This window comes from Streptomyces sp. WG5, assembly GCF_049974565.1.
GTDB lineage: Bacteria > Actinomycetota > Actinomycetes > Streptomycetales > Streptomycetaceae > Streptomyces.
On record NZ_JBNGGC010000017.1, the window covers coordinates 118,894 to 134,719 of the forward strand.

20 protein-coding genes and 1 pseudogene are annotated in these 15,826 nt (G+C 68.7%); 11 read left to right on the forward strand and 10 right to left on the reverse strand.

The annotated features are described in order from the left end of the window. Window positions 1-5 precede the first annotated feature (5 nt). The gene (locus ACP4IX_RS19830; RefSeq protein ID WP_426521486.1) at window positions 6-335 is read right to left on the reverse strand and encodes a hypothetical protein; all 330 of its coding nucleotides are present in this window, start codon (window positions 333-335) and stop codon (window positions 6-8) included. A 279-nt stretch (window positions 336-614) separates the two neighbouring features. Between ACP4IX_RS19830 and rpsF the strand changes: the two genes are divergently transcribed. The 4 genes from rpsF to rplI all read left to right on the forward strand — a co-directional run bounded on the left by rpsF (window position 615) and on the right by rplI (window position 2,320). Continuing rightward, window positions 615-905: a 30S ribosomal protein S6 gene (rpsF, locus tag ACP4IX_RS19835; protein ID WP_077798159.1), complete on the forward strand. Its 291-nt coding sequence runs from the start codon at window positions 615-617 to the stop codon at window positions 903-905. A gap of 76 nt (window positions 906-981) precedes the next feature. Then, the gene (locus ACP4IX_RS19840; RefSeq protein ID WP_393509069.1) at window positions 982-1,575 is read left to right on the forward strand and encodes a single-stranded DNA-binding protein; all 594 of its coding nucleotides are present in this window, start codon (window positions 982-984) and stop codon (window positions 1,573-1,575) included. Between the two features lie 43 nt (window positions 1,576-1,618). Beyond that, the gene (gene rpsR, locus ACP4IX_RS19845; protein ID WP_003949403.1) at window positions 1,619-1,855 is read left to right on the forward strand and encodes a 30S ribosomal protein S18; all 237 of its coding nucleotides are present in this window, start codon (window positions 1,619-1,621) and stop codon (window positions 1,853-1,855) included. A gap of 18 nt (window positions 1,856-1,873) precedes the next feature. Next, complete coding sequence (rplI, locus tag ACP4IX_RS19850; protein WP_351387660.1) at window positions 1,874-2,320, forward strand: 50S ribosomal protein L9; 447 nt, start codon at window positions 1,874-1,876, stop codon at window positions 2,318-2,320. 148 nt (window positions 2,321-2,468) lie between these two features. Here rplI and ACP4IX_RS19855 read toward each other — a convergent pair whose 3' ends face one another. Further along, entirely contained in the window at window positions 2,469-3,806 is a 1,338-nt protein-coding gene (locus tag ACP4IX_RS19855) for an MATE family efflux transporter (protein WP_426556242.1), read from the reverse strand. Window positions 3,807-4,264: 458 nt separating this feature from the next. Between ACP4IX_RS19855 and dnaB the strand changes: the two genes are divergently transcribed. Both dnaB and ACP4IX_RS19865 read left to right on the forward strand, forming a co-directional pair. After that, window positions 4,265-5,743, forward strand: coding sequence for a replicative DNA helicase (gene dnaB / locus ACP4IX_RS19860; protein WP_426556243.1), 1,479 nt, complete (start codon window positions 4,265-4,267; stop codon window positions 5,741-5,743). A 55-nt stretch (window positions 5,744-5,798) separates the two neighbouring features. Beyond that, on the forward strand, window positions 5,799-7,196 hold the full coding sequence (locus ACP4IX_RS19865; RefSeq protein WP_426556244.1) for a serine hydrolase domain-containing protein: 1,398 nt from the start codon (window positions 5,799-5,801) through the stop codon (window positions 7,194-7,196). A gap of 66 nt (window positions 7,197-7,262) precedes the next feature. Here the strand turns inward: ACP4IX_RS19865 and ACP4IX_RS19870 are convergent, their stop codons facing one another. Beyond that, window positions 7,263-7,715 carry an N-acetyltransferase family protein gene (locus ACP4IX_RS19870; protein ID WP_426521482.1) on the reverse strand — a complete coding sequence of 151 codons (453 nt, stop codon included), beginning with the start codon at window positions 7,713-7,715 and terminating at the stop codon, window positions 7,263-7,265. Between the two features lie 66 nt (window positions 7,716-7,781). Continuing rightward, window positions 7,782-8,246: a MarR family winged helix-turn-helix transcriptional regulator gene (locus ACP4IX_RS19875; protein WP_426521481.1), complete on the reverse strand. Its 465-nt coding sequence runs from the start codon at window positions 8,244-8,246 to the stop codon at window positions 7,782-7,784. 139 nt (window positions 8,247-8,385) lie between these two features. Here ACP4IX_RS19875 and ACP4IX_RS19880 point away from each other — a divergent pair. Beyond that, window positions 8,386-8,514, forward strand: a pseudogene (locus ACP4IX_RS19880) (MFS transporter); the annotation flags it as partial. Window positions 8,515-8,715: 201 nt separating this feature from the next. Here ACP4IX_RS19880 and ACP4IX_RS19885 read toward each other — a convergent pair. The 6 genes from ACP4IX_RS19885 to ACP4IX_RS19910 form a co-directional block, all read right to left on the reverse strand. Beyond that, complete coding sequence (locus ACP4IX_RS19885) at window positions 8,716-9,582, reverse strand: GNAT family N-acetyltransferase (RefSeq protein WP_426521480.1); 867 nt, start codon at window positions 9,580-9,582, stop codon at window positions 8,716-8,718. Between the two features lie 145 nt (window positions 9,583-9,727). Then, window positions 9,728-10,210 (reverse strand): NUDIX domain-containing protein, encoded by a 483-nt coding sequence (locus ACP4IX_RS19890; protein WP_426521479.1) that lies wholly within the window; start codon window positions 10,208-10,210, stop codon window positions 9,728-9,730. Window positions 10,211-10,278: 68 nt separating this feature from the next. Further along, the gene (locus ACP4IX_RS19895) at window positions 10,279-11,181 is read right to left on the reverse strand and encodes a LysR family transcriptional regulator (protein WP_426556245.1); all 903 of its coding nucleotides are present in this window, start codon (window positions 11,179-11,181) and stop codon (window positions 10,279-10,281) included. A gap of 225 nt (window positions 11,182-11,406) precedes the next feature. Beyond that, window positions 11,407-12,585, reverse strand: a complete 1,179-nt coding sequence (locus ACP4IX_RS19900; RefSeq protein WP_426521477.1) for a cystathionine gamma-lyase — start codon at window positions 12,583-12,585, stop codon at window positions 11,407-11,409. Beyond that, on the reverse strand, window positions 12,582-13,076 hold the full coding sequence (locus tag ACP4IX_RS19905) for a low molecular weight protein-tyrosine-phosphatase (protein ID WP_426521476.1): 495 nt from the start codon (window positions 13,074-13,076) through the stop codon (window positions 12,582-12,584). The genes ACP4IX_RS19900 and ACP4IX_RS19905 overlap by 4 nt, the downstream gene beginning before the upstream one ends. Window positions 13,077-13,081: 5 nt before the next feature. Beyond that, window positions 13,082-13,459, reverse strand: coding sequence for a phage holin family protein (locus ACP4IX_RS19910; RefSeq protein WP_426521475.1), 378 nt, complete (start codon window positions 13,457-13,459; stop codon window positions 13,082-13,084). A gap of 59 nt (window positions 13,460-13,518) precedes the next feature. Between ACP4IX_RS19910 and ACP4IX_RS19915 the strand changes: the two genes are divergently transcribed. From ACP4IX_RS19915 to ACP4IX_RS19930, 4 genes are all read left to right on the forward strand, one after another. Then, complete coding sequence (locus ACP4IX_RS19915; RefSeq protein ID WP_361158897.1) at window positions 13,519-13,836, forward strand: cupin domain-containing protein; 318 nt, start codon at window positions 13,519-13,521, stop codon at window positions 13,834-13,836. Window positions 13,837-14,009: 173 nt separating this feature from the next. Beyond that, window positions 14,010-14,222 (forward strand): DUF5326 family protein, encoded by a 213-nt coding sequence (locus tag ACP4IX_RS19920; protein WP_426521474.1) that lies wholly within the window; start codon window positions 14,010-14,012, stop codon window positions 14,220-14,222. Between the two features lie 327 nt (window positions 14,223-14,549). After that, window positions 14,550-15,275 (forward strand): IclR family transcriptional regulator, encoded by a 726-nt coding sequence (locus ACP4IX_RS19925; protein WP_426556246.1) that lies wholly within the window; start codon window positions 14,550-14,552, stop codon window positions 15,273-15,275. Window positions 15,276-15,374: 99 nt separating this feature from the next. After that, window positions 15,375-15,812, forward strand: a complete 438-nt coding sequence (locus ACP4IX_RS19930; RefSeq protein ID WP_426556247.1) for an SsgA family sporulation/cell division regulator — start codon at window positions 15,375-15,377, stop codon at window positions 15,810-15,812. The last annotated feature ends 14 nt before the right edge of the window (window positions 15,813-15,826 follow it).

Here is a 15,826-nt window from a genome sequence, read left to right on the forward strand (position 1 = left end):
GGGACTCAGCCGCCGACGAACCCGCCGAAGTTGCTGAAGGGCCCGCCGTGGGCCATGCCGAAGAAGAAGCCGATCGCGCAGGCTCCGATGCCCACCACCAGGCCGAACCGCTCCCGGGTCGTCTCGGAGACGTACTGGCCGTAACCGCCGGTCAGGATTCCGATGAGCCCGGCCCACGAGGTCAGGACGTGGAGCCACGAGAATCCCGCGGTGACCAGGGCCAGCACGCCGAGCGCCAGCGTCACGACCAGCAGCGTGTCCTGCAGGGGGTGCGGTTTGCCGTCGGTGGCCAGCAGCCCGGTCCGGGGCTTGGCGGATCGCATGATCTGTGCCATGGGGAACCTCCTGCCAGAGGCAGTGTGTCTTCGCCCTTCACATTCCGCTGAGTACCGATTGTGTCCCCTCACAGCCGGATTTCAACCGCAAGCCGGTGGACGGGTACTCTGTACCTTCTGCACTGGTGTCTGCTGCCGTCCCATGGCCGGGCCACCTCCCCGGAGGAGGCCCGCTTGTCCGTGGGTCCTGGTTTACTCGTTGATACCGGTGCCAACGCATCGCAACCCTCCTGCCACGGAACGACCGTGGCCGCTGAGTCCAAAGGAGGTGGGTTCCACATGCGTCACTACGAGGTGATGGTCATCCTCGACCCCGATCTCGAGGAGCGTGCTGTCTCCCCGCTGATCGAGAACTTCCTCTCTGTCGTCCGTGACGGCGGCGGAAAGGTCGAGAAGGTCGACACCTGGGGCCGTCGTCGTCTCTCGTACGAGATCAAGAAGAAGCCCGAGGGCATCTACTCGGTCATCGACCTGCAGGCCGAGCCTGCGGTCGTCAAGGAGCTCGACCGCCAGATGAACCTGAACGAGTCGGTCCTCCGGACCAAGGTCCTCCGTCCCGAGATGCACTGAGCCTTCCGCTCAGCCGATCCCGGGATTCGAGTAGCAGCACAAGCAGCCAGCAGCAAACCCGCCGAGAGGTTCCCCCATGGCAGGCGAGACCGTCATCACGGTCGTCGGCAATCTTGTCGACGACCCCGAGCTGCGCTTCACCCCGTCCGGTGCGGCCGTCGCGAAGTTCCGTGTCGCGTCGACTCCCCGCACCTTCGACCGTCAGACGAACGAGTGGAAGGACGGCGAAAGCCTCTTCCTCACCTGCTCGGTCTGGCGTCAGGCGGCGGAGAACGTCGCCGAGTCGCTCCAGCGAGGCATGCGCGTCATCGTGCAGGGCCGGCTGAAGCAGCGGTCCTACGAGGACCGTGAGGGCGTCAAGCGCACGGTCTACGAGCTGGACGTCGACGAGGTCGGCGCCAGCCTGCGCAGTGCCACGGCCAAGGTCACCAAGACCTCGGGCCAGGGCCGCGGAGGCCAGGGTGGTTACGGCGGCGGTGGCGGCCAGGGTGGCGGCGGCTGGGGCGGCGGCCCCGGCGGTGGCCAGCAGGGCGGCGGCGCTCCGGCCGACGACCCCTGGGCGACCAGCGCTCCCGCCGGTGGCCAGCAGGGTGGTGGCGGCCAGGGAGGCGGCGGCTGGGGCGGTGGCTCCGGCGGCGGTGGCGGCTACTCGGACGAGCCCCCCTTCTAGAGGGCGCTCCACTCACACTTCTTGATCACACAGGAGAAACATCATGGCTAAGCCGCCTGTGCGCAAGCCGAAGAAGAAGGTCTGCGCATTCTGCAAGGACAAGGTCACGTACGTGGACTACAAGGACACGAACATGCTGCGGAAGTTCATTTCCGACCGTGGCAAGATCCGTGCCCGCCGCGTGACCGGTAACTGCACCCAGCACCAGCGTGACGTCGCCACGGCCGTGAAGAACAGCCGTGAGATGGCGCTGCTGCCCTACACCTCCACCGCGCGATAAGGGAAGGGTGACCGACTAATGAAGATCATCCTCACCCACGAGGTCTCCGGCCTCGGTGCCGCGGGCGACGTCGTCGACGTCAAGGACGGTTACGCTCGCAACTACCTGATCCCGCGGAAGTTCGCCATCCGCTGGACCAAGGGCGGCGAGAAGGACGTCGAGCAGATCCGTCGTGCTCGCAAGATCCACGAGATCCAGACCATCGAGCAGGCCAACCAGGTCAAGGGCCAGCTCGAGGGCGTGAAGGTCCGCCTGGCCGTTCGCTCCGGCGAGGCCGGTCGCCTCTTCGGCTCCGTCACCCCGGCCGACGTCGCTTCGGCGATCAAGGCTGCCGGTGGTCCGGAGGTCGACAAGCGTCGCATTGAGCTGGGTTCGCCGATCAAGACCCTGGGCGCCCACGAGACGTCCGTGCGTCTGCACCCCGAGGTTGCCGCCAAGGTCAGCATCGAGGTCGTCGCAGCCTGAGCACTGCTCTCGCTGAAGCGATGAGAGGGGGCCGCTTCTCCCGGAAGGGGGATGCGGCCCCCTCTTCGTGGTCGGGTTCTCACGGCCTCGCTTTGCGGCCGCTTCACGCCTGAGTTTCACGTGAAACATCGTGTTTCATGCGAAACGGTCAGCGCGTCGCGCCGGTGACGACCCAGCGGCCCGATCGCGTTCGCAGCCACAGTGTCACCAGGCGCATCGTCATCATCAGCGTCATGGCTGCCCACACGGCGGTGAGCCCACCACCGAGCGTCGGGACCAGAAGCGCCGCGGGAGTGAAGACCGCGAGAGTGACCAACATTGCCCAAGCGAGATACGGGCCGTCGCCGGCGCCCATCAGAACGCCGTCCAGGACGTACACCACTCCGCAGATCGGCTGCGATACGGCCACGATCACGAGAGCGGGCAGGGCGGTGTCCTTGACAGCGGAGTCCCCGGTGAAAAGGGCCAGGAACACCGGACGCGAGAGCACCACGAGCACTCCGAGCACGACCCCGACCGCGACGCCCCACTCCACCATCCTGCGGCAGGCGTCGCGGGCACCCTGGGCGTCGCCGGCTCCCAGGCAGCGCCCGATGATGGCCTGCCCGGCGATGGCGATGGCATCGAGGGCGAAGGCGAGCAGGCTCCACAGGGACAGGATGATCTGATGGGCCGCGACGTCGGCGTCACCGAGCCGGGCCGCCACAGCCGTGGCGATCATGAGGATCGCCCGCAGCGAGAGGGTACGCACCAGCAGCGGCACCCCGGCCTGGGCGGAGGCCCTGATGCCGGCAATGTCCGGGCGCAGCGAGGCACCGTGTCGGCGTGCCCCGCGGATCACCACCCAGAGGTACACGGTGGCCATGCCGCACTGGGCGATGACGGTGCCCCAGGCGGAGCCCGCGATGCCGAGGCCGGCGCCGTAGACGAGGACGACGTTGAGGGCGGCGTTGGCGACGAAGCCGGCGATGGCGACGTAGAGGGGGGTCCGGGTGTTCTGCAGTCCCCGCAGGACACCGGTCGAGGCGAGTACGACGAGCATGGCAGGGATGCCGAGGGCGGAGATACGCAGATACGTGACGGCGTACGGAGCCGCGGCGTCGGAGGCGCCGAAGAGTTCTACGAGGGAGGGGGCCGTGGGCAGGACGACGGCGATGACGGCGGCACCGAGCAGCAACGCCAGCCAGATGCCGTCCATGCCCTGGCGGATCGCGGATTGCAGATCGCCCGCGCCGACACGCCGGGACACGGCCGCCGTGGTGGCGTAGGCGAGGAAGACGAAGACGCTGACGGCTGTGGTGAGCAGGGCCGAGGCGATGCCTAGTCCGGCGAGTTGTGCGGTGCCGAGATGGCCGATGATCGCGCTGTCGGCCATGACGAAGAGGGGCTCGGCGACGAGCGCGCCGAAGGCAGGGACGGCCAGCGCGATGATGTCTCGGTCGTACCGGCGCCGGGCGGTTCGGGAGCGCGCGGGAGCCTGTGTCATGGGCACCAATCTAATCGTCCACAGGTAAGAGATGCAATGCGACTGTGACCCTTACGCGTCGTCTCGTCGTGTGCACTTCTGGGCACGGTTCGAAGCGATCTTGAACTGAGTGGGAAAGTTTTTCTTCTGCACAGGGAGTGGACGGCAGAGGTGCAGGTCAGATGGGTTTGTCAGGGGAGTGCGAGGGCTTGTTCACAGGGCTGTCCACCGGGTCGTGCACAGGTTTCGGGGAGTTCTCCACAGCATCTGGCCGGTCGTCCACATGGCCTGTGGATAACCAGATTGGCTGACGGTGCCCGCAGGCCTACGGTGGTCCGGCGTCTGCTCCGTCCGTCGGCTGGTGAACCCTCACAAAACCGACGCGCCAGAACCGGATTCGGGCGTCCTATTTGTCAGTGCCGTGCCGTAGAAATGAGAGCACGGCGAGGTCCGCTCGGCGGACGGGAGGAGGTGGCTCGGTGAGCATTTCCGAGCCCTTGGACGACCCGTGGGCCGACACCGGTCCCAGTGATCGTCTGCCCGCTTCCCGCCGTCGAGGAGACGGCGGCCGCAGCCGCGACGAGCAGCACGAGCGGGGTCCGGACAGTGCCGGGTGGGACGGCGGCGGGCCGTCGTTCGAGCGGGTGCCGCCGCAGGACCTGGACGCGGAGCAGTCCGTCCTCGGCGGCATGCTCCTGTCCAAGGACGCCATTGCAGACGTCGTCGAGATCCTCAAGGGCCACGACTTCTACAAGCCGGCCCACGAGACGGTCTACCAGGCCATCCTCGACGTCTACGCCAAGGGCGAGCCGGCCGACCCCATCACGATCGCGGCCGAGCTCACCAAACGTGGCGAGATCAACAAGGTCGGCGGAGCATCGTATCTGCACACTCTCGTCCAGACCGTGCCGACGGCCGCGAACGCCGCGTACTACGCGGAGATCGTGCACGAACGTGCCGTCCTGCGCCGTCTGGTGGAGGCCGGCACACGGATCACGCAGATGGGGTACGCGGCCGACGACGACGTCGACGAGATCGTCAACCGCGCCCAGGCGGAGATCTACGCCGTTACTGAGCAGCGCACCAGTGAGGACTACCTGCCGCTCGGTGACATCATGGAGGGGGCCCTCGACGAGATCGAGGCGATCGGGTCGCGCAGCGGCGAGATGACCGGTGTGCCCACGGGGTTCACGGACTTCGACTCGCTGACCAACGGGCTGCATCCCGGTCAGATGATCGTCATCGCGGCCCGTCCCGCCATGGGTAAGTCGACGCTCGCGCTGGACTTCGCGCGGGCCGCCTCGATCAAGAGCAACCTGCCGAGCGTCATCTTCTCGCTCGAAATGGGGCGCAACGAGATCGCGATGCGTCTGCTGTCCGCCGAGGCCCGCGTAGCGCTGCACCACATGCGGTCCGGCACGATGACAGACGACGACTGGACTCGCCTGGCCCGTCGGATGCCGGATGTCTCGGCCGCTCCGCTCTACATCGATGACTCCCCGAACCTGTCGATGATGGAGATCCGTGCCAAGTGCCGCCGTCTCAAACAGCGCAACGACCTCAAGCTGGTCATCATCGACTATCTCCAGCTGATGCAGTCGGGCGGTTCCAAGCGCGCGGAGAGCCGTCAGCAGGAGGTCTCGGACATGTCCCGTAACCTCAAGCTTCTGGCCAAGGAACTGGAGATCCCGGTCATCGCGCTCTCCCAGCTGAACCGTGGTCCCGAGCAGCGCACCGACAAGAAGCCGATGGTCTCCGACCTGCGTGAGTCAGGTTCGATCGAGCAGGACGCCGACATGGTCATCCTGCTGCACCGCGAGGACGCCTATGAGAAGGAGTCGCCGCGCGCGGGCGAGGCGGATCTGATCGTGGCCAAGCACCGCAACGGCCCGACGGCGACGATCACCGTCGCTTTCCAGGGCCACTACTCGCGTTTCGTGGACATGGCCCAGACCTGACCCAGTGGGGGGAAATCGGCTCGACGCGCGACGCCCCGACCGATGGACTGGGAGCATGACGACATCTCAGGAAGAGCTGCTCCCCGCCACCCGCAGGGCGCTGCTGCACCGGATCGCCGTGGCCCAGGCCGAGGGGCGTACCCCGTCGCTCGTCGCAGCGGTCGTCCGGGACGGGTGCACCGTGTGGCACGGAGCGCGGACCTCGGTGGACGGGCACGGCCCGGACGAGAACGTGCAGTACCGGATCGGCTCGATCACCAAGACGTTCACCGCCGTCCTCGTCCTGCGGCTGCGCGACGATGGAGTGCTCGACCTCGGGGATCCGCTGGAGAAGCACCTGCCGGGTACCGGAGCGGGCGAGGCCACGATCGCCGAGTTGCTGGCGCACTCGGGTGGGCTGGCCGCCGAGTCGCCCGCGCCGTGGTGGGAGCGGACGCCGGGGTCGCTGAGGCCCGAGCTCGCCGACGTGCTGGGCGAGCAGCCGCTCCTGCACCCGCCGGGCCGTCGGCACCACTACTCGAACCCGGGCTATACCCTGCTCGGTGCCCTGGTCGAGAAGTTGCGCGGTGCGCCGTGGGAGGACGTTCTACGGCGGGAGGTGCTGGAACCGCTGGGTCTGGACCGTACGTCCGGAAGTCCGCAGGCACCCCACGCCGGCGGCTGGGCGGTACATCCATGGGCCGATGTGATGCTGGCCGAGCCCGTCGAAGACCTCGGGCGGATGGCCCCTGCCGGTCAGCTCTGGTCCACCACGGGAGACCTGGCACGGTTCGCCGTCTTCCTGGCGAGGGGGGACGACAGGGTGCTGAGCGCGGAGACCGTGCAGGAGATGAGGACACCTGCGGCGCCGGCCGAGGCCGCGGACGTCGTGGACGGTTCGGCGTACGGCCTGGGCCTGCAGATCCAGCGCTGGGACGGGCGGCTGCTCGTGGGGCATTCCGGTTCCTTGCCGGGCTTCCTGGCCAACCTCACCATCAGCGTGGAGGACGACGTGGCTGCGGTGGTCCTGACCAACTGCACGTCCGGGCCGATGCCGGCCGTGGTCGGTGCCGATCTCGTTCGTATCGTCGCCGAGGCGGAACCGCGGTTCCCCGAACCGTGGCGCCCGCTGCCGGAAGTCGACGCCTCTGTGCTTGAGTTGGCCGGTCAGTGGTACTGGGGGACACACGCCTTCGCCCTGAGGCTGACGCCCGGTGGGGGAGTCTCGCTGGAGCCGCTGACGGGATATGGCCGCAGCTCGCGCTTCCGGGCGAACAGCGATGGTACGTGGACGGGGCTCGAGGGCTACTACGCCGGGGAACTCCTGCGAGGCGTGCGGCGGGCGGACGGGTCCGTGAGCCACCTGGACCTTGGGTCGTTCGTATTCACGCGCCAGCCGTACGACGAAGGGGCGCCTGTGCCGGGAGGAGTGGACCCGGAGGGGTGGCACGGGATCGGCCAGGACAAGTTCTAGGTATCTCGAGCAGCGCCGTGTGCGCCCTGTTTCACGTGAAACAGGGCACACACGGCCGCGCCCTGCTCAGAGCTGGAGCTTGAAGCCCGTGTGCGAGGCCGAGAAGCCGAGACGCTCGTAGAAGCGATGGGCGTCGGTCCGGGTCTTGTCGGAGGTGAGCTGTACCAGGTGGCATCCCTGTCGACGGGACTCGTCGATCGCCCACTCGATGAGCTGGGTACCCAGGCCGCTGCCGCGTTCGGCGGCGTCGATGCGGACGCCTTCGATGATCGACCGAGTGGCACCGCGCCGGGACAGGCCGAGGACGATCGTCAACTGGAGTGTGCCGACGACGCGGCCGTCGCGGACGGCGACGACCAGGTGCTGGTTGGGATCGTCGCTGAGCCGTTCGTAGGCGGCCAGGTAGGGGCTCAGGTCGTCCGGTGACTCGCGCTGGGCCCCCAGGGGGTCGTCGGCGAGCATGGCGACGATCGCTGGGATGTCGTCCTCGGTGGTGGGTCGTATAACAAGATCTCCCATGGCCGCACCCTATGCAGAGGCGGCGGGAGAGAGAGTGCGGCCTACGCCGGCACCGGTCGCCGGCCTTCAGGCGGGCGCCGGCGTCTTGAGGGTCTCAACTGCCCGGACCAACGGGGCCAATTCCGCATTCCTGGCCGCCTCGTCGAGGGCCTCGCGCAGGGCGGCGTCATTGGTCGGCCGCGCCTCGTCCAGCAGGCTCAGACCCGCCGCGGTGACGTTGGTGTAGATGCCGCGGCGATCGGTGGGGCACAGATAGCGCTCGAGCAGTCCGCGGTCCTCGAGCCGGGTCACCAGGCGTGTGGTGGCGCTCTGGCTCAGGACGACGGCATCGGCGACCTGCTTCATCTGCAAATGTCCCCCGTCGCCGTCGTGCTGCCGACTGAGTACGTCGAGCAGGGAGTACTCGCGCACGCTCAGATCGTGACCGGTCTGCAGGGCGCGTTCGATGTGAGCCTCGATCCTCCCGTGCAGCAGGGAGAGGGCGCACCAGCCCTGGGAGAGGGCGGTGAGCGCGGGGTCCGTCGCTGTCATGTGTTTCCTCCGACCCGGAGTGGCTGAGACCAGGCTAGACCAGTGCCGCATCATTCGGCGCCTGCATACAGCCCGCGTATGCAACGTTTGTAGGTGCATTGATAGCGGCCCTGTGTTCGTCTGGAAGGTGCACTCCTTCATGCCTCTCGCGCTTGTGGCCCTCGCGATCGGGGACTTCGGAATCGAAACGGCACAGTCCGTGGTGATGGGTTTGCTGCCCGAGGTCACCAGCGACTACGGGGTCTCCAGCCCCACCGCCGGCATGGTGTCCGGTGACCGTGCTCGGTATCAAGGTCCCGCGCACGTGAACGCTGATGCCTCGTCGGCGGCAGGTTCGCCGGCCGCGCCCTGCCGCCCACGCTGGACGTCTCCCTCGGCGCCCGTCGCGCTCGCCCTCTTGGGCTTCGCCGTACCGCACGCCGCTGTACCGGACGCCGTTGCCTCGCGAGAGGCAGTCCGCCGCGCAGGGTCAGCCCGCTGCCACGGTCAGCGGCGCGAACCGCCGGCTCCAGTCCCCGGGCAGTTCGGTGATCCCGTACGCCATGACCGCGTTGGGCGCTACGGAGGAGAGGCCGTGCTCCTTCACCCAGCTCAGCAGCTCTTCGTGGCGCACGTCGATGTCCGTGCGCAACGGCCGGTCGGTGCGGGCGGCGAGGGAGCCGACGAGCGCCTTGGCCGTCTCGGTGTCGCGGGCGATCAGGGGGCCCACGACGTGGGTGTCCATATTGGGCCAGGCCGCGGCGTACCCGATGAGCCGACCGTCCTCCTCGGCGACGCGGAGCTGGTCCGCGAAGGCCGGCAGCCGCGTGATGATGTGCGTGCGGTCGGCGCCGAACACCTCTTCGTCGAGCCGGAGGATCGCGGGGAGGTCCTCGGCCGTGGCAGCGCGCGTGGCGGTCCGGGGTTCCGGCCCGCCTGGTGTGAAACGCCCGCGCACCATCTCGGCCCGGCCGGTGGCCTTGAAGCCGAGCTCCTCGTAGAGCGGCCGGCCGTGCGGGGTCGCGTGCAGGGTCAGGGGGGTGGTGCCCAGTGCGGAGACGACGTGGCGCATCAGCCGGCGTCCGATCCCCTGGCGGGCGTGCCGCTCGGCGACCAGCACCATGCCGATACCGGCGAGGGAGGGACGTTCGTGCGGTCCGTACTCGGTGACGGTGCAAGCGCTGACGAGACCGCCCCCGGGATCGTCGATGCCGTAGCCCTTCCCGGCTGTGAGGAGGAACCTCCACTTGTGTTCTTCGCGCAGCCACCCCCGGTCCTCGGACAGATCGGCGCAGGCGGTGAGATCGCGGAGCGTCAGACGGCGGATCGGCAGAGAGGCGAGGGAAGGTGTCGGCACGCACGTCAGGCTGTCCGACAACGGCCGTCCGCGTCCACCACTTTCCGGCGGAACACGCGAGCTTTTGGCCGCATTGTGGCCGAGTGCACAGCGGTCCGTCACCCGTTGGACTCCGTACCGCCCGACAGACCGGTTGCCGACGGTGTCAGCCGAGGTCGGGAGCGTGCATGGCACGCACCCCCTCGATGTTGCCGTCCAGGAAGTGCCTCAGCGACAGCGGGACGAGGTGGACGGAGGCGATCCCGACCCGGGTGAACGGCACCCGCACGATCTCGTACTCCCCGGCGGGATCGTCGACCTCGGGGCCGTGGCGCAGGGACGGGTCCATGGACTCCAGGCGGCAGACGAAGAAGTGCTGCACTTTCACGCCGGTCGCGCCCTCGTCCTCGCCGACGTGCTCCACCGTGTCCACGAAGCAGGGGACCACGTCAGTGATCTTGGCGCCGAGTTCCTCGTGCACCTCGCGGTGCAGGGCGTCCACGACAGTGCTGTCGCCCGGCTCTACCCCACCTCCGGGAGTGACCCAGTAGGGATCGACACCGGGCTTGGTGCGCTTGATCAGGATCAGGTGATCGCCGTCCAGGAGGACGGCACGGGCGGTGCGCTTGACCACGGGTCGGACGGTCATGGGAGAAATGTGGCCCGGCTGGTTCCACGTGAAACATCGCGGACGCTCACCGTGCGGGGCCGTCGGCCTCAGTTCCAGACGACGGCTGCGCGCAGCAGCCCCTCATGGGCGCGGGCGATGTGCGGCATCGCCAGTGTGCCGGTACGCACCACCAGGAAATACGTTCGCAGCGGCGGCACCGCCGGATCGTGCAGGGAGACGACGTCACCGCGTTCCAGCGCCTCGGCGCACAGATAACGTGGCAGTACGGCGAGCCCGGCGCCCGCGACCGTACAGGCGAGCACCGCACGCAGGTCGGGGGCGACGACTGTGCCCGGGGCGGCCGGGCGAGCGTCGAAGACGGACGCCCAGTAACGGGCGACAAAGGGCAGAGACTCATGCACCTCGACCACGGGAACGTGCTCCAGAGCAGGAGCGGTGGTGCGGCGGGGCTTTTCGGCGCCGGTCCCGGCCCAGCGGGGCGCGGCGACCAGGATGTGCTCCTCGTCGCAGAGCGGAGTCGCCGTGAGGAGCGCGCCGCGCGGCCGGGCTGTGCCGATGGCCAGATCATGATGTCCGGCGGCCAGTCCCTCCAAGATCTCCTCGGCGTTCCCGAACGAAGCGCGCAGGGCTAAGCCCTGTCCGTCCTCGCCGGTGAGCTCCGTGAGTACGGGAAGGGCGCGCTCGGCGGTGAACTCGGGAGGCCCGGCGAGATGCAGGGTCCTCAGCGAGGACTCGTCGTCCACCCCGGTTTCGGCGATCTCGACCAGGGCGTCCAGATGCGGTGCGGCTTTGTGGGCGAGTTCGTCGCCGATGGTCGTCGGGGTCACGCCACGGGCCTGCCGCAGGAACAGGGGGCGTCCGAGCTGCCGCTCCAGGGTGCGGATCTGCGAGGTGACGGCCGGCTGGGAGAGGCCGAGCAGGGCCGCCGCGCGGGTGAAGGAGCCGGCTCGGTACACGGTCACGAAAGTGCGCAGCAAGGCCAGATCCACGGACGCCCCCTCTTCTGTTACCTCCAGCCCTCCGGCCGCGCCCAACTATAAATATGTCGATAGGTCGCTGTCGCTACAGTGATTGGACACTGACACAGAGTCAACTAGCCTTTAACCGCGCGGTTCTTCGCGCGTGGAACCGAAGGGCGGTCCGAGCCACGAGGGGGGAGGCTCGGACCGTCCGTCGTACGCGGCCGGACACGGCGCGGCGGCTGTGCGGCGCGGTCAGTCCGCGGATTCCTCCAGCGCACGCAGCAGATCGGCCAGCAGGTCCTCGGGATCCTCCGCGCCGACCGAGAGTCGGACGAAGCCCTCCGGCACCGCGTCGCCGCCCCAGCGGCCACGGCGCTCGGCCGTGGAACGCACCCCGCCGAAGCTCGTCGCATCGTCCACGAGCCGCAGTGCGTCGAGAAAGCGATCGGCACGCGCGCGGGTGGGCAGTGTGAAGGAGACGACGCACCCGTACCGCAGCATCTGCCGGGAGGCGATCTCGTGCGAGGGATCACCGGGCAGCCCCGGGTACCGCAGGCCGGTGACCTCGGGCCGTGTCCGGAGGGTTTCGGCCACCTTGAGCGCGGTGGTGTTCTGCCGGTCCACGCGCAGCTGGAGGGTGGCGAGTGACCGGTGCGCGAGCCAGGCCTCCATGGGGCCGGGGATCGCACCGACGATCTTGCGCCAGCGTCGTACGGCGGTCATCGCCCCGGCATCGCGGCCGGCCACGTAGCCCAGGAGGACGTCACCGTGGCCGGTGAGCTGCTTGGTCCCGCTGGCCACCGAGAAGTCGGCGCCGAGCTCCAGCGGCCGCTGCCCCAGAGGTGTCGCGAGCGTGTTGTCGACGGCGACCAGGGCGCCGCGCGCGTGGGCCGCCTCGACGAGCCGCCGGACGTCGCACACGTCGAGCCCGGGGTTCGACGGCGTCTCGATCCACAGCAGCTTCGCCCCGTCCAGGACGTCGAGCTGCGCGTCCCCGCCGGTCGGCGCGGTGCGTACCTCGATGCCGTACTCCTGCAGCTGGGCCCGGACCAGAGGCAGCGCCTGGTAGCCGTCGTCGGGCAGGACGACCGCGTCACCGGCGCGCAGCTGGGAGAAGAGCACCGAGGCGATCGCGGCCATGCCGGAGGCGAACACGAGTGTCTCGACCTCGTCCTGCCCGGGCGCCTCCAGCTCACCGATGGCGCGCTCGAGGTGGGTCCAGGTCGGGTTCTCGTCGCGGCCGTAGGTGTACGGGCCGGTCGGCTCGCCCGGCAGATGGAAGTGGGCGGCGAACACGGGGCCGGGCAGGGTCGGCTCGTGCTTGACCGGCTCGGGCAGTCCGGCCCGCACCGCGCGCGTGCCGTCACCGGTGCCGGAAGGGGCCGCCTCTGCGCCCGCCCCGGGTCCGTTGTTCGCAGCGGGATCGCTCATGCCGCTCGTCCTTCCACTTGCTCGCGTACCGCGGCGAGCAATCCTGTGCTCGCCGCCTCCACCATCTCAAGGCACTCCTCGAAGCCGTCCGCGCCCCCGTAGTAGGGGTCCGGTACGTCGAGGTCCTCGCGGTCGGCGGCGGGGTCGTAGGACCGCAGCAGCCTTACCTTGGCGGCGTCCCGCTCCGTGGGCGCCAGGTGGCGCAGCGCCCGCAGGTGGCCGGCGTCCAGGGCGATGACGAGGTCGAGGCGGGGGAACCAGGAGGGCTGGAACCGGCGGGCCGTGTGGTCGAGGCCGTAGCCGCTGCCCTCCAGGACGGCCATGGTGCGCGGGTCGGCGCCCTCGCCCTCGTGCCAGCCGTCGGTGCCGGCGCTGTCGGCCTCGACCAGGCCGCCCAGCCCGGCGTCCGCCACGCGCGCGTGGAAGACGGCCTCGGCCATCGGGGAGCGGCAGATGTTGCCGGTGCACACGAAGCAGACGCGGTAGGTCATCGGGATCAGTCCTTGTCGGGCAGGAACGCGTTGAGCGCCCAGGAGACGACCGAGATGATCAGGCCGCCGAGGACGGCGGTCCAGAAGCCGTCGACGTGGAAGCTCAGGTCGAGCTTGTCGGCGAGCCACGAGGTGAGCAACAGCATGAGTGCGTTGACCACCAGGGTGAACAGCCCGAGGGTCAGGATGAACAACGGGAAGGTCAGCACCCGGACGATCGGCTTGACCAGCAGGTTCACCAGGCCGAACACCAGGGCGACGACGATGAGTGTGGCGGCCTTCTCGCCGGTGCTGCCACCGGTCAGTGTGATCTTGTCGAGGAGCCACACGGCGACCGCGAGGGCGCCCGCGTTGGCGATCGTCTTGACTAGGAAATTCTTCATGTGTCTGATCGTGGCAGACGTGCTCGGTAACGAATGGTGAGGCAGGGGCGGACGAGGCGATGAAGGCATTCCGGCTGGACGAACTGGAGGCGGAACGCGCCGCCAACGATGGTGCCTACCTGCAGTTCCTGCGCGAGCGGAACATGTCGGTCGGTCTGTACGCCCTCGACGCGGGCACGGCCGACCCCCAGCAGCCGCACGCGCAGGACGAGGTGTACTTCGTGGTGAGCGGGCGGGCCGCGATCACCGTGGGCATGGAGACCACCCAGGTCGCCCGCGGCAGCGTGGTGTACGTGCCGGCCGGGGTCGCCCACAAGTTCCACCACATCAGTGAGGACCTGCGGGTTCTGGTGGTGTTCTCGCCGCCCGAGAGCTGAGCCGCGGCCCCGGGGTTCCCTAGGGGATCGGTCAGGGGGAGACAAGGGATGCGAGGGCCCCGCCGGGGCGCTCACGGCCCTAGCATCGAGTGCAGGACATCAGAAGTTCCCAGAGGCACCCGGGCCGTCGAAGGCCCCGGGACTCGAGCGGGCGGAAAGGTAAGGACGAGGCGATGCGAGAGATCTTCACGGGACTGCCGTGGTGGGTTAAGTGGGTCGCGGTACCGGTCATCGCCCTGGTCGTGTTCGGCGGGCTGATCGCCAGCGTGGTCGGTTTCGTCGTCGGACTGCTGTTCAAGCTGCTGCTCTTCGTGGCGCTCGTCGGCGGACTGATCTACGTCGTACGCAAGTTCCTGCCGAGTTCGTCGTCTCGCAGCGACTGGTGAGAGACGCGGGGAACCGGTGGCGGTAACAGGAATCACCGGTTCCCTCGCGCGAGGGAAGTTTCCCGGACGGGCCGTCGGCGAGTGGTGACCGGCGCATAGAGTCCGGAACTCCACGCGGGGGCGACCCCGCGAGTGGCGTACACCCCCACCCGTGTTCCCCGCACGGGCTGCCCCCTCGCGTTCCGGGAGTGCCTCTTGGCCACGGCTGACACCGCGTTTGTTCCAGTGCACGCAGCGCAAGCACTGCCAGTGCAGCCTCGTTCGACGCCTCGCACACCCCCAGCGGCTTCCTCCGCGGACCCGCCTTCCGCGACCCTCATCGGCTCCGTGCAGCGGGCGATGCGTCTTCTGGAGTGCGTCGCCGAACACGGTTACGGAGCTCCCGCCAAGCAACTGGCCCGTGAGGCACGGCTGGCACTGCCCACCGCGTACCACTTGCTGCGCACTCTGGTGCATGAGGGATATCTGCGCCGGGAGAAGGGCCTGTTCTTCCTCGGCGAGGCCACCGAGCGGCTGAGCAGCAGCGGAGCCGAGCAGAAACGTCGCAGCACGGTGGCCGACGCCTTGGCGCACGTACGCGACACGATCGGTGCCCCGGTGTACTACGCCATGTACCGCGACGGCGAGATCGAGATCATGAGCGTCTCGGACACGCCGGGCATTCCGGCGGTCGAGGAGTGGGCGGATTTCCGTGAGACCGGGCACGCGCACGCCGTCGGGCAGTGCCTGTTGTCGCAGCTGGACGAGGATGCCCGCCGCGACCACCTGGACCGCTACCCGGTGCAGCCGGTCACGCCGTACACGGTGCGTGACGGGCACAGTCTGCTGAAGCGACTGGAACGCATGCGTCGCATGGCGCCGGTGACCGAGCGCCAGGAGTACGCCCTGGGGACGGTCTGTGCGGCGATTCCGATCACCGTCGGCACCACGGCGGCGACGGTGGCCATCTCCCTCCCCCTCCAGCAGGCCGACCGGCTGCTGCCCGCGGCGGATCTGCTGCAGAACGAAGTGGGACGGATTCTGGGGTCACTCGCGATCTCTATCAGTATCTGAAAACTCACTCCTTGTGATCTGGTGTGTACGTTAAGCAAGATGCCACCAGTGTTAGAGGTTTGATTCCCGGACAGTCGACGGCGAATGACGGGGTAGGCGATGGGCGAGTCCGTACAGGCGGAGGTCATGATGAGCTTTCTCGTGTCCGAGGAGCTCTCTTTCCGCATTCCCGTGGAGCTGCGCTACGAGACCTGTGATCCCTATGCCGTGCGACTGACCTTCCATCTGCCCGGAGACGCTCCGGTGACCTGGGCCTTCGGCCGGGAGTTGCTGGTCGACGGGGTGGGCCGGCCGTGTGGCGACGGCGACGTGCGTATCGCGCCGGTCGATCCGGAGCCTCTGGCCGAGGTGCTGATCCGGCTTCAGGTGGGCGGCGATCAGGCGCTGTTCCGTTCGTCCGCGGCGCCCCTGGTGGCGTTCCTCGACCGGACCGACAAGCTGGTGCCGCTGGGGCAGGAGGGCGCGCTCGCCGACTTCGACGCCCACCTCGACGAGGCCCTGGACCGCATCCTGGCGGAGGAACAGAGCGCGGGCTGAACCGTTACGGCAGC

Coding starts and splice junctions, on each gene's coding strand:
- ACP4IX_RS19830 (WP_426521486.1), bottom strand. CDS start 335: ATGGCACAGATCATGCGATCCGCCAAGCCCCGGACCGGGCTGCTGGCC.
- rpsF (WP_077798159.1), top strand. CDS start 615: ATGCGTCACTACGAGGTGATGGTCATCCTCGACCCCGATCTCGAGGAG.
- ACP4IX_RS19840 (WP_393509069.1), top strand. CDS start 982: ATGGCAGGCGAGACCGTCATCACGGTCGTCGGCAATCTTGTCGACGAC.
- rpsR (WP_003949403.1), top strand. CDS start 1,619: ATGGCTAAGCCGCCTGTGCGCAAGCCGAAGAAGAAGGTCTGCGCATTC.
- rplI (WP_351387660.1), top strand. CDS start 1,874: ATGAAGATCATCCTCACCCACGAGGTCTCCGGCCTCGGTGCCGCGGGC.
- ACP4IX_RS19855 (WP_426556242.1), bottom strand. CDS start 3,806: ATGACACAGGCTCCCGCGCGCTCCCGAACCGCCCGGCGCCGGTACGAC.
- ACP4IX_RS19865 (WP_426556244.1), top strand. CDS start 5,799: ATGACGACATCTCAGGAAGAGCTGCTCCCCGCCACCCGCAGGGCGCTG.
- ACP4IX_RS19870 (WP_426521482.1), bottom strand. CDS start 7,715: ATGGGAGATCTTGTTATACGACCCACCACCGAGGACGACATCCCAGCG.
- ACP4IX_RS19875 (WP_426521481.1), bottom strand. CDS start 8,246: ATGACAGCGACGGACCCCGCGCTCACCGCCCTCTCCCAGGGCTGGTGC.
- ACP4IX_RS19890 (WP_426521479.1), bottom strand. CDS start 10,210: ATGACCGTCCGACCCGTGGTCAAGCGCACCGCCCGTGCCGTCCTCCTG.
- ACP4IX_RS19900 (WP_426521477.1), bottom strand. CDS start 12,585: ATGAGCGATCCCGCTGCGAACAACGGACCCGGGGCGGGCGCAGAGGCG.
- ACP4IX_RS19905 (WP_426521476.1), bottom strand. CDS start 13,076: ATGACCTACCGCGTCTGCTTCGTGTGCACCGGCAACATCTGCCGCTCC.
- ACP4IX_RS19910 (WP_426521475.1), bottom strand. CDS start 13,459: ATGAAGAATTTCCTAGTCAAGACGATCGCCAACGCGGGCGCCCTCGCG.
- ACP4IX_RS19915 (WP_361158897.1), top strand. CDS start 13,519: ATGAAGGCATTCCGGCTGGACGAACTGGAGGCGGAACGCGCCGCCAAC.
- ACP4IX_RS19920 (WP_426521474.1), top strand. CDS start 14,010: ATGCGAGAGATCTTCACGGGACTGCCGTGGTGGGTTAAGTGGGTCGCG.
- ACP4IX_RS19930 (WP_426556247.1), top strand. CDS start 15,375: ATGGGCGAGTCCGTACAGGCGGAGGTCATGATGAGCTTTCTCGTGTCC.